Origin of the sequence: Thermodesulfobacterium thermophilum DSM 1276 (genome assembly GCF_000421605.1) — a bacterium.
GTDB lineage: Bacteria > Desulfobacterota > Thermodesulfobacteria > Thermodesulfobacteriales > Thermodesulfobacteriaceae > Thermodesulfobacterium > Thermodesulfobacterium thermophilum.
The window spans coordinates 1-14,002 of record NZ_ATXI01000026.1 but is presented as its reverse complement, the minus strand read 5'-3'; the positions used below and the strand labels follow the sequence as shown (position 1 = coordinate 14,002).

The window sequence follows — 14,002 nt, the reverse complement described above, 5'->3', positions numbered from 1 at the left end:
GAGGGCTTTTGAGTCGGTAGTTGATTATTCACTAACTGGGAGGACCGTTGCTGAGTATTTGGACAGGCTTTGTGAGGTGTATGGGCCACCAAGGATTTTTAGGCGAGACGATGGGCCTGAGTTTAGGTCAAAGGAGTTTTGCAGGGTGATCATAAAAGGTGTCTCAAGATGGGGGCATATAATTAAAAGACTCTCTCATAATAACAGTCTCGTATATGGGGGCATCTCACTATATATCCACAAAATCCTTTGTAAGTCATATTGGCTGTCTGTTTTTTTTGCTTGTATCTTGCCAGGTGCTGTACCCTTTGTTTGAACCAGGTAAAGGCATAAAATTATTTATTAAATCGTTTAGATAGATTGAAAAATAGGAAAAAATGAAAGATATAAATTTCTATCGGTAATTTTAGGTTCTAATCAGTTGTCTTGACTTTTGTACTTGTAAGTTTTAAAATAAAAAATATGTAAAATTTGACACCAAAATCTTTTTTGGTAGTTCGAGAGTATGGAGCTTAAGAAGTTAAAAAGAGTTTCAGAATACGAATGGGAAATTCCTCCTGTAGGTGATATGAAAGTCCCTGGGAAAATTTTTGCCAGTCAAAAGTTGGTGGAAGAAATGGATGAAAAGGTCTATGAGCAGGTCTGTAATGTAGCAAGTCTTCCTGGCATAGTGAGGGCTTCTATTGCCATGCCAGATGCTCATTGGGGATATGGGTTCCCTATCGGAGGAGTCGCTGCCTTTGACCCTGAAGAAGGAGGTATCATCTCTGTCGGTGGGGTGGGATACGATATTTCCTGTGGGGTTAGAACCCTTCTTACTCCGTTAGAAAAAAATGAGGTAATCCCTCATTTAGAAACCTTGGTAAAGATGCTTTTTGAAACCGTTCCTTCAGGGGTAGGTTCGGAGGGAACTATAAAGCTTTCCCCCTCTCAATTAGATGAGGTCTTAGTTGAAGGGGCTAAGTGGGCGGTAAAAAAGGGGTATGGGATTCCAGAAGATTTGGAGTATATAGAGGAAAAAGGTTGTATGCCTGGAGCTGACCCCAGCTTTGTGTCTATGGAAGCCAAAAAGAGACAACACAGACAAATAGGGACCTTAGGCTCAGGGAATCATTATTTAGAGATTCAATATGTCTCTGAGATCTATAATCAGGAAGTAGCTGAGGTGTTTGGTCTTTTTAAAAACCAGGTGGTAGTTACCTTTCATTGTGGTTCTCGGGCTTTGGGGCATCAAATCGCTACCGATTATCTTCCTGTTTTAGCCAAGGCTGCAAGGAAATATGGTATCCCTATCAAAGAAAAAGAGTTGGTTTGTGCCCCTATCAACTCTCCTGAAGGAGAAAGCTATTTTAAAGCCATGGTTTGCGGGATAAACTGTGCTTTAGCCAACCGTCAGGTGATTACCCATTTAGTAAGAGAGGTTTTTCAAGAAATATTCCCAGGGATATTCCTTAAAGTACTTTATGATGTTAGTCATAATACCTGTAAAGTGGAGCACCATCTGATAAACGGTAAACTAAAAAAACTTTATGTCCATCGTAAAGGAGCTACGAGAGCTTGGGGTCCAGGAAGAAAAGAATTGCCTAAGGACTATCAAAAGGTAGGTCAGCCTGTGATTATCGGTGGTTCTATGGGAACTGCTTCCTACATTTTGGTTGGTACCGAAGAGGGAGAGGAAAAAGCCTTTGGTTCTGCCTGTCATGGAGCAGGAAGGACGATGAGTAGAAATCAAGCTATTAAAACTTTTAGGGCAGACCAAATAATAGAAAACTTGAGGAAAAAGGGCATTATAGTAATGGCTAAGTCTAAAAAAGGGTTGTGTGAGGAAGCACCAGAGGCTTATAAGGATGTTAACGAGGTAATAGAGGCTACCTGTAAGGCAGGTCTTACCAAAAAGGTAGCCAAGTTAATACCTATAGGTTGTATTAAAGGCTAAAAAATCACTCAAAAAAGGGGGGGTAAGCGATGAAAAAGAGATGGGTTAAGTTTTTAGGTATCGTTTCTGCTGGGTTGTTAGCTTTTGGTTGTAGTTGCCCTATCGAAGCTCCAGAGAAGGCAGTAGCTCAACCTGCACCACAACCACCAGCTTGTCCAGAGTGTGTAAAGAAGGTAGAGGATGAGTTAAAAGCTTTAAAGCTTCAGGTAGAAAGTCTTAAGTCTCAGGTTGACAACCTCAAGGTTGATACAGCAGAGGCCAAGCAAGCTTCTCAAAAAGCAATAGAAGCTGCAAACAAAGCTGAAGAGGCTGCACAAAAGGCGGAAGCAGCTGCTAAAAAATGCGAAAGAGTTTTTGAAAAAGGATTGAAAAAATAAGCTTTATGCAGCGTCCTTTTGAAGCACTCGGGGAATACTTGGGTATAAGTATTCCCCGAAAAAAGTTAAAGTTAAACGATCCCTTGCTTTTGGAAAAACCCTCTTTTTGCGAGGAAAGGGACTGGTCTGAGGTAGTTAAAAAGGCCAAACCTCTTAAGAAAAAAAACTTTCTTTGGTTTTTTACTCCTAAAAAACCATTCTGGGACCTTAAAAAGGATTGGCCTCCTAAAAGAATAGACCTTAAGGTTTGGCTCACTTCAGAATACATAGAAGGTGGTTTTTCCAAGACTTACAAAAGTTTAGTGTATGAATTAAGAGAAGGAAGGTTTTCTGTTAAAAAAACCTTAAACTTGAGAGGGATGTTTGTAGAGGAGGCCAAAATCGCGTTCGAAGAGTTTTTGAGGGAGGCCATTATAAACGGTGATAATTGCGTGCTTATCATCCACGGAAGAGGCCTTTCTTCTAAAAAAGAGCCGGTGCTTAAAACCAAGGTTAAAGAATGGCTTGAAAGGGGACCTTTTAGAAAATATGTTATGGCTTTTTGTTCTGCCAGACCTTGTGATGGAGGGTTAGGGGCAACCTACGTCCTCTTATCTTCAAAACCTATCAAAAAGTCTAAAAAGTCGTAGTGTTTCATGTTTTTACAAGGTCCAAGGTCAAAACTTTTTGTCACCGGTGACCCTGGAGTAGGCAAAACTACCTTAGTCGAAAAGTTGACTAAATATTTATCAGAAATAAACCTTCCGTTTAAAATAAGAGGTTTTTTTACCAAAGAAATCAGAGAAAACAGCAAGAGAAAAGGTTTTAAAATCATCGATCCTTTTCTTTCTAAAGAATTTCTCCTTGCCAAAAGAAAAGACCTTGTTAATCCCTCAGAGTCTATAAACACTTACCATACTGTAGGAAAATATGCGGTGTTTTTAGAGGGGTTAGAAACACTTCTGGAAGAGTATAAGAAAGATTTGATAGACGGGGCTCAGGTTTTTTGGGTTATAGACGAAGTGGGAAAGATGGAGGTTTTATCGAAAAGTTTTTGTGATTTTATAGAAAAGGTCTTAGGTTCTTCTTGTTTTTTACTTGCAACTGTAGGTAAAGGGGAAACTCCTTTTTTAAAAAAGGTTTTTTCCTTTGAACCAGCTTTAAGGTGTGAAGTAACCCCTGACAACCGGGACTTTTTGGAAGAAAGACTAAAAGTAGAGTTCAAAAGAAAGGGTAAGTTGATAGTTTTTGAGGGAATAGATGGAGCAGGTAAAACCACCATTAGTAAGCTTTTGGTAAAGGCTTTAGAGGATCAGGGAGTTTCAGTTTTTTGGGGGTGCGAACCAACTCCTCAAGGCCCTTATGGTAAAGTTTTACGCGAAAAGCTGCAACAAAGAGAGGCACATCCGTTAGAGATTAAACAACTTTTTTTGAAAGACCGGGAATGGAACGTAAAAAATTTTATTTTACCTAAGCTTAAGGAAGGGGCCTGGATAGTTTTAGACAGATATTATCTTTCTACTTTATCTTATCAAGGAGCTCAAGGGTTTGACTTAAAAAGCCTTTTTATAGAAAACGAGACCATCGCTCCTTTACCAGATTTGGTAGTTTACTTAGACCTAACGATAGATGAGGCCTTAAAGAGGCTTAACTCTACCAGAGACACCCTTACGTTTTTTGAAAAAACCGAGTTTTTAACCAAAGTAAGAGAAAACTACTTAAAAATTCTTCCTTGGTTTAATCACGTAAAATTAAATGCTACAAGATCTTTAGAGGAAACCATAAATCGTTTGATAGAAATTTTACACCGTAAATTTAAAAGTTCCCTTTCCTAAAATGTCGTGAAGATGTAAAATTCCGGTAAGTTTTCTGTCAAAATCTACAACCGGTAAAACCGTGATCAGATGTTTTTCCATCATTTCTAAGGCTTCGTAAGCTAAGGCATTTTCTTGTATGGTTTTAGGGTTTTTGGTCATTACTTCTTCTACTTTAAGATTATCTATAGAGCCATACTTTAAAAAAATCCTTCTTAAATCTCCGTCGGTGATGATACCTGTAAGAGCATTAAATTTATTTACGATTAACACGCATCCCAGCCTTTTTTGATCTATTTCTTTTATGGCTTCCTTTAAAAAGGTACCTTGTAATACTTTAGGAATGTTTTCACCGGTAAGCATTATTTCTTTAACCTTAACCTTAAGCCTTTCCCCTAAAGAACCACCAGGATGATTTTTTCTGAAATCTTCAGACCCTAATCCTTTGATTTCAAACAGGCAAATAGCCAAAGCATCACCTAAGGCTAAACAAGCGGTAGTGCTGGTGGTAGGAGCTAAGTTAAAGGGACAAGCCTCTTTGGGTACCCTTCCGTTAATCACCACGTCTGAAAGCTGGGCTAACCGGCTATCTAAATTTCCTGTAATGCTTATTATTTTTATGTTTCTTTTTTTTAGTATGGCAACTAACTCACAAACCTCAAGGGTATTCCCTGAATAAGAAAGGGCAAGGACCACATCTTCAGGGGTTACCATCCCAAGGTCTCCATGTAAAGCCTCTACAGGATGAAGAAAGAAAGCCGGAGTTCCGGTAGAAGAAAGGGTAGCCGCAATTTTCCTTCCTATAAGACCACTTTTTCCTACCCCTGTAACTACTACCCTTCCTTTAGTTTGTAAGATGATATCTACCGCTTTTACAAAGGAGCTATCAAGATTCTTTATAACTTCTTCTATCCCTAATTTTTCAGTTTCTAACACACTTTTAGCTTTTTCTAAAAGCTCTCTTTCTTTTAACATGCCTAAACCTCAAGGGAATTTTTAATGAAAAACAGGAGGGTTTATCGGGACTTCAAAAAGTATTTTTTGTTCTTCGATCCCTACCATTGTAGAAAGAAGTTCTAAAACTTTATTTATCATCCTAGTAATCATTTCTTCTCGGTAGAAAAGAGCACTCAGTTTTTGTTCTATTTCTCCTGAGGGATCTGAAGAAAAATCTTTTTTCGAAAGGTGTTTGTAAAACTGATAAAAAACTTTTCGCATATTGACCCGTTCTTTTATGTTTTTCAAGATCTCTTCAGGTTCAAACGACCTTTGGTTAGATACAAGGTTTTGAAAATATTTTATGTCTTCTTCTTGAAATTGCCAAAAAAGGTCTATCCAATCTTCAAGACTGATTAATTTGTCTTGATTCTCCATGAGTTTTAATGTAAAACAAATCCTTAAAAATGCAACCTGGTTTAAGACCCTATATCTTCAGAAAAAGAGGAAAGGTTGAACAAGACAGAGTTTTTAAGTACCCTTTTGGCCCCAACGAACCGTTTTCTGAAATAGTTGCTGTCTAAGGAATCTACAGCAAGCCCCTTTTTACTAGAGGAAAAATGCATAAAACGATTGTTCCCTATGTAGATACCCACATGATTTATACTCTCTGGCCTTCTGTTTTTACCAAAGAATAGTAAATCTCCGGGAATAAGTTCATCTTTAGACACGGAAACCCCTATCCAAAACTGTTCTCTTGATGTTCTCGGAAGTTTTATTCCTAAACTCTCAAAAACCTTTTTTACAAACATAGAACAGTCCATATATCCGTTGCCATTACCTCCGAACTTATAACGATAATCTTTATATTGTTTGGCTATCTCAATAAACTTGTCTTGCAATCGTTTTTCATCCTCATGGTCTAAGAAAGATCTGTTTAAAAAGAAATCAGAAAAGCTGTGAGATTTTGTTTTTTCTTGAAAGGCAACCGCAGGGTTTTCTAACACAAAAGGTTCATCATCATAGGTGGGGATCTTTAAGGCCTGCCCCACAAAGATTACGTTGTCTTCAAGGTTGTTTAGTTTTTTGATATCCTCAATAGGTATTCCATACCTTAAGGAGATGTTGTATAAAGTTTCTCCTTCTTTAACCTTATGCCAGATAAACCCTGTGCCTGAAGGAGCTTCTATCTTGGGTAGGGTAACTTTTTCTTGGACTAAAACCCTTTTTTCTTTTACCTTAATTACCTTGCCTACTCTTAATTTAGTAGGACTTAGATGATTAATTCTTTTTAGTTTTTCTACCGAGACCCCAAACTTTTTAGCGATTCTAAAAAGGGTGTCTCCCTTTTTTATCTTATAGGTTATCCATTGAATTTTCTCTTTTTGTCCTACCTTCTTGGGAGTAACAGAGACAACCTCAGTTGAGATAACCCTTGGTGAGTCAACCTCTGGGGAGATAATCTGTGGTGGTTGTGAATCCACTTTTTGTGAAACCTTTTGTTGGGAACTTTCTACAGTTTTTTGTTCTGAAAATTCTATAGGTTTGTTAGAAGGAATTTTTACTATCAACGATTGTCCTACCTTTAAAGAATGGTCTGATAGCTGGTTTATTCTTTTTAGTTCTTTTACCGAGACTCCAAACTTTTTAGCGATGTTAAAAAGGGTGTCTCCCTTTTTTACTACATAAACTGAAGGGCCTTCGGGTAACGAGGTTTGTATTAAGTTTTTTGAGGAAGGAGCGGTTTTTGCTTCTGAGATAGGTTGGGTAGCAACAATCTTTAGGGTTTGTCCAGGTTTTAATTGATGATTTTTAAGCTGATTAATTCTTTTAAGGTCTTCTACCGAGATCCCAAACTTTTTGGCAATGCCGTAAAGGGTGTCTCCTTTTTGGACTTTATAGGTAATGACTTTATTAGAAGTTTTGGGAGTTTTTACCAAGGCTACTTTTTTAGTTTTTGAAGGTTTTTTAGAGGTAGTTTTGGTTTTTGCATCAACTTGATAGGCACCAAAAAGAAAAAAACAACAAACGATCCATAATATGGCTAAAAAAGGATTTTGAAATATTTTAGATTTGTACTGTTTTGACATGGCAAAGATTTTTTAAAAGATTTTATAAGAAAAATACCAAAAAATTGGCAAAAGTCAAGTAAAATTTTAAAAAAAGTTCTTTTTAAAGATTTTTGGGTTTTAAAAGCGTAAAAATTATTTTTTTTATCTTTTTTAAGCTTTTTTTAGGTTGTCGAGTAGTTGTGTTTTAACAAAATCTGTATAAAATTAAAAATAAATAGATTAGGAGGTTCTAAAGATTAACGTCTTCTTAGATTTTGAGGTTGCTACCAAATTAGAATTATTGAAAAAACTTTATGAACACTTAGAAAACACCTATCAAGCCTGGGATCTTTTCTGTAAGCCAGGTTGTAACCTTTGCTGCACACAGCGTATTTATGCTACTTCTTTAGAGGCTTACCATCTGTTAGAAAAGATTAGTCCTGAGGTTTTAACCAGGGTCTCACATCTCCAAAATTATCCAAGGCCAAAGATTACCCATAACCAGACCCTCCTTTGCTATCTTCAAGGTACAGAGCCCCCTTTAGAGGATTATCCCCCTCATTTGTCTACGTGTCCTTTTTTAGACGAAAAAGGACTTTGTATTGTTTATCCTTATCGACCTCTTATGTGCAGGATAATGGCTTCAACCAAAAGCTGTGAACAGGGAGAGGCATCTTTGCCTCCTTTTTTGTTTTATGTTGGGACTCTTGCTTTACAGTTAGCTGAAAATATAGACATTGGGGGGCTTTATGGGAATCTTTTTGATCTTTTAAAGTTTTTAAAGGATTATAAGGAGGGACAAGTAGAGGAAGTGCCTCCTTATCTTCTTTCTAACGTAGATGTAGACGAGTTACCCGTCCTCCCTGAGGAAAAAGACCTTAGGTCCTGGGTAGGCACACTTTATCGGACCCATGTAACAGAAGGAAAAAGTTTTAGAGAGGTTTTACAAGAACTAAGAGAAAAATTTAGAGACAAAAAATCTCTTTCCTTTTTAGAGGAAATTTTTTAACATGTATCAAGGCGAGGTTATAAAAAACCTTCCTCTTTCTCAGAACGTTTATCTTTTGAGGGTAAAAACAGATTTAGATATAATCTTTAGTTTTAACCCAGGGCAATTTGTCAAAATCAAAATTAACGAAAGGATTGACCCTCTTATTCCCAGGCCTTTTACCATACATGATGTAAAAAAGAATAGTTTTTACGTGCTTTACCAGGTAGTGGGAAAAGGGACCAAAGCTTTGTCTTTGGTTCAACCAGGAAATAAGATTGAGTTTTTAGGTCCCCTTGGGAAACCCTTTCCTAAGCTTGAAAACTATGTAATCTGTGCAGGAGGCATAGGAATAGCAGGTTTTATCTATCTTTTAGAAAGCATAAAAAGAAAAACCCATCCCTATGTGTTACCCAAGAAAATTTTTTATGGGGCTCGTACAGCAGAAGACCTGGTTTGTTATCCCTTTTTAGAGGGTATCGGTACTAAGGTAGAGATAGCCACAGAAGACGGCTCACAAGGCTATAAAGGGTTGATTACCGAACCTTTGATAAAGTATTTAGAAAAAAACAAGGTAGACGTGCTTGCCTGTGGTCCTTTGCCTATGTTAAAAGCAGTAGCAAAAATAGCCCAAAGTTTTGGGGTAAAGGCCTATCTTACTATGGAAACCTTTCTTTCTTGTGGTACAGGTTTTTGTAAAGGCTGTGTAATTCCGCTTAAAAACGGAAATTATGCCCATCTTTGTATAGAGGGCCCTACTCTTTTGGCAGAGGAGATTGACTTTGAGGCCCTATCTTAAAATCAGGAATCTCGAACTTAAAACACCTCTTATGCTGGCTTCAGGTACCTGGGGCCTTGGAGAAAACTTAGACCTCTATCTTACTAAGGAAGAAATTAAATCTAACATAGGTGCTTTTGTTTCTAAAGGAATCTCTCGTTTTCCTAAGAAAGGCAATCCTCCTCCTCGTCTTTATGAAACTCCTTGTGGATTGATCAATTCCATAGGGCTTGAAAACCCGGGTTTAGAGGTCTTTAAAAGAGACTATCTTCCCAAGCTTCTCTCTTATAAAGTGCCACTTATCATTAATCTTCATGGAGAAGAGATAGAAGACTTTGTAGCCCTTGCTGAAGGTTTTAAGGAAGAAAAGGTAGATGGTATAGAGCTTAACATCTCATGCCCTAACGTTAAGAAGGGTGGTATAGCCTTTTCCTCTGACCCAAAGGGGGTTAAAACCCTGGTAAAAGAGGTCAGAAAGGTTTGGGAAAGGTTTTTAGCAGTAAAGCTTTCTCCTGTAGGTCCAGTTTATGAAATAGCCGAAATCTGTGAAAAAGAAGGGGTAGATGCTTTAGTAGTAGCCAATACTTATCCTGCTTTAGGGGTGATAGGTTTAGCACCTTTAAAGGTTATCAAAGGAGGGCTCTCAGGTCCTGCCATAAAACCTTTGACCCTAAGGTTGGTATACGAACTTGCCCAAAAGGTTGAACTTCCTATCATAGGTAGCGGAGGTATTCTTTCTGGAAAGGATGCCTTAGAATACTTGGTTTGCGGTGCTAAAGCCTTTCAAATAGGGGTTGCCAACTTGATAGACCCTACTTCTGCCGTAAAAATAATCCAAGAGATGGAGGAGCTAAAAAAGAAACATGGCTTATTTGGTTAGAGGGTTACCTGTAGATAAAAATTTTAGGGTCTATGCGGTTTGTTGTAAAGAGATAGTAGAGGAAGCCCGTTGTTTGCAGGGTTTGAGCCCTGTGGCTTCAGCTGCGTTGGGTAGGGCTTTAGCAGGGGTAGCTTTGCTTTCTGCTGACCTGAAGATAGGTAAGGTTCTTTTGCAGATTAAGGGAGATGGCCCAATTGGTGAAATCTTAGCAGAAGGTGATTATCAGGGATTTTTAAGAGGAACGGTACAAAATCCTCACGTTTATATAGATCCTATCAACCATAAACTTCCTGTTGGGCTTGCGGTTGGAAAAAAAGGATTCATCTCTGTGGTAAAAGATTTAGGGTTGAAAGAGCCTTATTATGGGTCTGTAGAACTGATTTCAGGAGAGATTGCCGAAGATTTAGCTTATTATTTAACTGTTTCTGAACAAATACCATCTGCAGTAAGTCTGGGGGTTTTGGTTGATAGAGACGGAACCATCCTTGCTGCAGGGGGTTTTTTGGTACAAAAACTGCCAGAGGCAACCGAGTCTGAATTAGAAGAAATAGAGGCTAAACTTAAAGATTTTCCCCCTGTTACTTCACTTTTATCTTCAGGTAAAACCCCAGAAGAGATCTTACAGATGATTTTTCCAAACCTTCAAATATTAGAAAAAAGGCCTTTAGCCTGGAGATGTACCTGTTCTGAAAAAAAGGTGGAAGAGGCTTTGATAGCCATGGGAAGAGAAGAGCTTGAGGCCTTTTTGAAAGAAGGAAAGCCAGTGTCAGTAACCTGTGAATTTTGTAAAAAGACCTATGAGATTTCGTTAGATAGAATTAAAGAACTTTTAAAGGAGGTTATGGATGTTTCTTAGGTTGATACTCTGGTTGGTTTTGATATTGTTGTTGGTTTTCTTTGTAGTTTTTAACATAGACCCAAAGGTTAATCTACATATTTTCCCTGGGGTTACTTTGGAAAACATCCCTTTAGCCTTAGTTATCATCATAAGTTTTATTTTAGGAGTTCTTTTTGGAATAATGGTTTCGATTACCCAGATGATAAAGCTAAAACTTGAGATAAGAAAACTGCAGAAAAAGGTTGAAGAAAAACATGAAAATCCTGAACAGACTCTTTGAGCTTTTAAACGAAGGGGTAAAAAAAGAGGTTTTCCCAGGTGCAGTTGCAGGGGTTTACTATCAACAGAGGCGATACATAGTTGGGGCTGGTTATCAGGCTTTAACCCCATATACCGAACCTGTAGAAGAAAACACCATCTTTGACCTTGCCTCCCTTACCAAGCCTTTAGCCTTGGTGTTGGGATTTTTAAATTGTTTAGCTAAAAACTCTAAGGCATTAGACCTCTATTCTCCTGTAAAAAATTACCTGGACCTTAAAACTCCTCTTTCTGAAATTCCTGTTTATCGATTTTTCAACCATACCTCAGGTCTCAAAGCATGGCATCCTTTTTATCAAGAAATTTTAGACAAAAAACCAGAAAAGCCCTTGGAATATATAATAAAAAAAATAGAAGAAATGCCTTTAGAATATACTCCCGGAGAGAAAAGCTTATATTCAGACCTTGGTTACTTTATGTTAACCTATCTCTTAGAAAGTCTATCTGGAGAGCCTTTAGAAAAAATCTTTGAACAGGCTAAAAAAAGAATCTCTTTAGGAAAAAAGTCTTTTATAGGTTTTAATCCTCTAAAAAAAGGAATAGACCAGGAATATATAGCCCCTACCTCTGTTTGCCCCTGGGGTAAAAAACTATTGAGAGGAGTTGTTGAAGACGAAAACACCCGGGCTTTGGGTGGGGTTTCTGGGGTAGCAGGGCTATTTGGTAACATCTACGGAGTTCTTGATGTTTTAGAATTTTTGCTAAAGGCTTATCAACAAGAGGAATCGGTTTTTTCTGAGCATTTAAGAACTTTTGTAAATTTTAGGGAAAAAAATTCTGAATATGCCTTAGGTTTTATGTTGCCCAATCCTAAGGAAAAAGAAATTTTGAAGGATAAAATTTCTCCTAATACTTTGAGACACACCGGTTTTACCGGGACCTCCTTTTTGATAGACTTTGACCAGGGAATTATCATCGTACTTTTGTCAAACAGGGTGCATCCTACCAGGGACAACCTAAAAATAAGGGATTTTAGGCATTATTTTCATCAACAGGTTATGGAAGCCCTTAACTGAAAGCTTCGCTTAGTTCTTTACTTCTTAGGTAAGCCTTATATATGGCCTCGATTACTGTTCCAGGAAATCCCTTTTGGTAAAAAACCTCTAAAGCGGTTATGGTGGTTCCGGCAGGAGAGGTTACCATGGCTTTGATTTCATAGGGGTTCTTTTTTAGTTTTTTCATCATTTCTACCGAGCCTACAACAGTTGCCAGGGCCAGCTTTTCTGCCAGAGGCCTTGGCAAACCTGCTCTTACCCCTCCGTCTATCAAAGACTCTATAAACAAAGCTACATAAGCAGGTCCACTTCCTGAAAGAGCGGTTACTGCATCGATCAGCTCTTCTCCTACCACCACCGTTTCACCTATGGCAGAAAAAAGCTTTTCTGCCGAGGTTAAGTCTTCTTCAGTAGCAAAACTTCCCTTGGTTAAAGCACTTATGCTTTTATGCACGATGGCACAGGTATTAGGCATAACCCTGATGAGTCTTGTCCCTCGAGGTAATATTTTTTCGTAAAAACTGATTGGAAGTCCTGCGGCGATGGTAATTAAAAGATGCTTTTCTATATCGATATGTTCTTTTATCTCTTCCAAAACTTTTTTCATTACCTGGGGTTTTACCGCCAAAATTATTTTCGCACAACCTTTTAAAACCTTTTCATTTTGGTCTACGGTGTGGACTTTATAGGTAGAGCTCAGGTATTCGCGTCTTTCTGCCACTGGTTCAGAAACTAAAATGTTTTCTGGGCTAAAAAGTCCTTTGTCTAACAATCCTTTGATGATAGCCTCTGCCATCATCCCCCCGCCGATAAAACCTATCGTAGCCATCTATCCTTCCTCCGCTTTGGTCTTTTGTTTGGAATCTATTATAAACACCAAAAATTTTTCTGTAAAGATGAAACCGTAAAAGGGCTAACTTATTCAAAATATATTTTTTATTGACAAAATTTAATATATCAAGACAAATTTTATTTATTTTTTAAATATAAATTTTTATTACTTATTGCAAATAAAACGTATATTTTATATTGAAAAAATCTATTTGACTTAGTATTGAAATTGTAATAAAAACTTAACTTAAAAATAATACTATTATCAAAAGGAGGGGTAAAATGCCTAAGGTAGGTGTATATGTATGTCATTGTGGAGAAAACATTAAGGGTGCGGTTAATATCCAGGAAGTAGTAGAGTTTGCTAAGACTTTACCTGATGTAGTGGTTGTGAGGGACTATCAGTTTATGTGTTCTGACCCTGGGCAAGAGTTGATCAAGAATGATATTAAAGAAGGGCTGGTTGACAGGGTTGTGGTTGCTGCTTGTACTCCAAGGACTCATGAGCCTATCTTTAGGGCAGCTGTTGAGTCAACTGGTTTAAACAAATATTTTTGTGAGATGGCTAACATCAGAGACCAGGATAGCTGGGCTCACTGGCATGATAAAGAGGGGGCTACCAAAAAGGCTAAAAGGCTTCTTGCCAGTGCGGTGGCTAAGGTAAGGTTGGCAGAGCCTTTAGAAGACCGCTTTCAGGATGCAGAAAAGTCGGTTTTGGTGGTAGGAGGTGGGATCGCAGGTATCTTTGCTGCTTTAGACCTGGCAACGATAGGTTTAAAGGTTTATCTGGTAGAAAAACAGCCTTCTATCGGCGGTGTTATGGCTAAACTTGACAAGACCTTTCCTACGATGGACTGTTCAGCTTGTATCTTAACCCCGAAGATGGTTGAGGTTGTCCAGCATCCTAACATCGAACTTATCACCTATGCTGAGGTAGAGGATGTTAAGGGTTATGTAGGAAACTTTGAGGTTACCATCAGGAAAAAAGCCAGATATGTAGACTGGGATAAGTGTACAGGTTGTGGTCACTGTATGAACATTTGTCCTTCAAGGGCTCCAAACGAGTTTAACCTTGGTTTGGATAAGAGACCGGCTATTTATATTGAGTTTCCACAGGCAGTGCCTAAGAAGGCGGTGATAGACGCAGACAACTGTTTGTATTTTAAGACTTTAAGGAAGACAGGCAAGACAGCCTGTCAGATCTGTCAGAAAGGTATACCTAACAAGAACATAGAGGGTTGTCCGGCAGGGGCGATCAACTATGAGGACAAGGATGAGTTT

15 protein-coding genes and 1 pseudogene are annotated in these 14,002 nt (G+C 38.2%); 12 read left to right on the top strand and 4 right to left on the bottom strand.

What is annotated here, in order from left to right:
* The 5 genes and pseudogenes from H529_RS11910 to tmk all read left to right on the top strand — a co-directional run.
* Positions 1 to 316, top strand: a pseudogene (locus H529_RS11910) (hypothetical protein); the annotation flags it as partial.
* 189 nt (positions 317 to 505) lie between these two features.
* Positions 506 to 1,936, top strand: coding sequence for an RtcB family protein (locus H529_RS0108890; RefSeq protein WP_022856149.1), 1,431 nt, complete (start codon positions 506 to 508; stop codon positions 1,934 to 1,936).
* Positions 1,937 to 1,965: 29 nt separating this feature from the next.
* Positions 1,966 to 2,313: an alanine-zipper protein gene (locus H529_RS10780; protein ID WP_022856148.1), complete on the top strand. Its 348-nt coding sequence runs from the start codon at positions 1,966 to 1,968 to the stop codon at positions 2,311 to 2,313.
* Positions 2,314 to 2,318: 5 nt separating this feature from the next.
* Positions 2,319 to 2,942 (top strand): Smr/MutS family protein, encoded by a 624-nt coding sequence (locus tag H529_RS11355; RefSeq protein WP_022856147.1) that lies wholly within the window; start codon positions 2,319 to 2,321, stop codon positions 2,940 to 2,942.
* A 6-nt stretch (positions 2,943 to 2,948) separates the two neighbouring features.
* Positions 2,949 to 4,127, top strand: a complete 1,179-nt coding sequence (tmk, locus tag H529_RS11350) for a dTMP kinase (protein ID WP_022856146.1) — start codon at positions 2,949 to 2,951, stop codon at positions 4,125 to 4,127.
* On the opposite strand, the gene H529_RS0108870 is transcribed toward tmk, so the two are convergent.
* The 3 genes from H529_RS0108870 to H529_RS11345 are packed head-to-tail and all read right to left on the bottom strand — an operon-like array spanning position 4,095 to position 7,132.
* A complete protein-coding gene (locus H529_RS0108870; RefSeq protein WP_022856145.1) occupies positions 4,095 to 5,081 on the bottom strand; it encodes a KpsF/GutQ family sugar-phosphate isomerase in 987 nt (328 codons plus the stop codon). The two genes, tmk and H529_RS0108870, sit on opposite strands and share 33 nt — an antisense overlap.
* Before the next feature lie 21 nt (positions 5,082 to 5,102).
* The gene (locus H529_RS0108865; protein WP_022856144.1) at positions 5,103 to 5,480 is read right to left on the bottom strand and encodes a hypothetical protein; all 378 of its coding nucleotides are present in this window, start codon (positions 5,478 to 5,480) and stop codon (positions 5,103 to 5,105) included.
* A 41-nt stretch (positions 5,481 to 5,521) separates the two neighbouring features.
* Positions 5,522 to 7,132, bottom strand: a complete 1,611-nt coding sequence (locus tag H529_RS11345) for a C40 family peptidase (protein ID WP_022856143.1) — start codon at positions 7,130 to 7,132, stop codon at positions 5,522 to 5,524.
* Between the two features lie 262 nt (positions 7,133 to 7,394).
* On the opposite strand from H529_RS11345, the gene H529_RS0108855 reads away from it, so the two are divergent.
* From H529_RS0108855 to H529_RS0108830, 6 genes are read left to right on the top strand one after another with little or no spacing between them, the layout of a single operon-like run.
* The gene (locus H529_RS0108855; RefSeq protein WP_022856142.1) at positions 7,395 to 8,102 is read left to right on the top strand and encodes a YkgJ family cysteine cluster protein; all 708 of its coding nucleotides are present in this window, start codon (positions 7,395 to 7,397) and stop codon (positions 8,100 to 8,102) included.
* Between the two features lies 1 nt (position 8,103).
* Positions 8,104 to 8,880, top strand: coding sequence for a dihydroorotate dehydrogenase electron transfer subunit (locus H529_RS0108850; protein WP_022856141.1), 777 nt, complete (start codon positions 8,104 to 8,106; stop codon positions 8,878 to 8,880).
* Positions 8,864 to 9,739, top strand: a complete 876-nt coding sequence (locus H529_RS0108845; RefSeq protein WP_022856140.1) for a dihydroorotate dehydrogenase — start codon at positions 8,864 to 8,866, stop codon at positions 9,737 to 9,739. Before H529_RS0108850 ends, H529_RS0108845 begins: the two co-directional genes overlap by 17 nt.
* A complete protein-coding gene (gene hslO, locus H529_RS0108840; protein WP_022856139.1) occupies positions 9,723 to 10,595 on the top strand; it encodes an Hsp33 family molecular chaperone HslO in 873 nt (290 codons plus the stop codon). The genes H529_RS0108845 and hslO overlap by 17 nt, the downstream gene beginning before the upstream one ends.
* Entirely contained in the window at positions 10,585 to 10,857 is a 273-nt protein-coding gene (locus H529_RS0108835) for a lipopolysaccharide assembly protein LapA domain-containing protein (protein WP_028843164.1), read from the top strand. The genes hslO and H529_RS0108835 overlap by 11 nt, the downstream gene beginning before the upstream one ends.
* Positions 10,832 to 11,911, top strand: coding sequence for a serine hydrolase domain-containing protein (locus H529_RS0108830; protein ID WP_028843163.1), 1,080 nt, complete (start codon positions 10,832 to 10,834; stop codon positions 11,909 to 11,911). The genes H529_RS0108835 and H529_RS0108830 overlap by 26 nt, the downstream gene beginning before the upstream one ends.
* Here H529_RS0108830 and proC read toward each other — a convergent pair.
* Positions 11,904 to 12,719, bottom strand: a complete 816-nt coding sequence (gene proC, locus H529_RS0108825; protein ID WP_022856138.1) for a pyrroline-5-carboxylate reductase — start codon at positions 12,717 to 12,719, stop codon at positions 11,904 to 11,906. The two genes, H529_RS0108830 and proC, sit on opposite strands and share 8 nt — an antisense overlap.
* Before the next feature lie 284 nt (positions 12,720 to 13,003).
* Between proC and H529_RS0108820 the strand changes: the two genes are divergently transcribed.
* Positions 13,004 to 14,002: FAD-dependent oxidoreductase (locus tag H529_RS0108820; protein WP_022856137.1), on the top strand; the 999-nt coding region annotated here is incomplete at its 3' end.

Bases quoted from the DNA above. Each gene is read 5' to 3' on its own strand.
- hslO (WP_022856139.1), top strand. From the start codon at position 9,723: ATGGCTTATTTGGTTAGAGGGTTACCTGTAGATAAAAATTTTAGGGTC.
- H529_RS0108870 (WP_022856145.1), bottom strand. From the start codon at position 5,081: ATGTTAAAAGAAAGAGAGCTTTTAGAAAAAGCTAAAAGTGTGTTAGAA.
- H529_RS11345 (WP_022856143.1), bottom strand. From the start codon at position 7,132: ATGTCAAAACAGTACAAATCTAAAATATTTCAAAATCCTTTTTTAGCC.
- proC (WP_022856138.1), bottom strand. From the start codon at position 12,719: ATGGCTACGATAGGTTTTATCGGCGGGGGGATGATGGCAGAGGCTATC.
- H529_RS10780 (WP_022856148.1), top strand. From the start codon at position 1,966: ATGAAAAAGAGATGGGTTAAGTTTTTAGGTATCGTTTCTGCTGGGTTG.
- H529_RS0108850 (WP_022856141.1), top strand. From the start codon at position 8,104: ATGTATCAAGGCGAGGTTATAAAAAACCTTCCTCTTTCTCAGAACGTT.
- H529_RS0108830 (WP_028843163.1), top strand. From the start codon at position 10,832: ATGAAAATCCTGAACAGACTCTTTGAGCTTTTAAACGAAGGGGTAAAA.
- tmk (WP_022856146.1), top strand. From the start codon at position 2,949: ATGTTTTTACAAGGTCCAAGGTCAAAACTTTTTGTCACCGGTGACCCT.
- H529_RS0108890 (WP_022856149.1), top strand. From the start codon at position 506: ATGGAGCTTAAGAAGTTAAAAAGAGTTTCAGAATACGAATGGGAAATT.
- H529_RS0108865 (WP_022856144.1), bottom strand. From the start codon at position 5,480: ATGGAGAATCAAGACAAATTAATCAGTCTTGAAGATTGGATAGACCTT.
- H529_RS0108835 (WP_028843164.1), top strand. From the start codon at position 10,585: ATGTTTCTTAGGTTGATACTCTGGTTGGTTTTGATATTGTTGTTGGTT.
- H529_RS11355 (WP_022856147.1), top strand. From the start codon at position 2,319: ATGCAGCGTCCTTTTGAAGCACTCGGGGAATACTTGGGTATAAGTATT.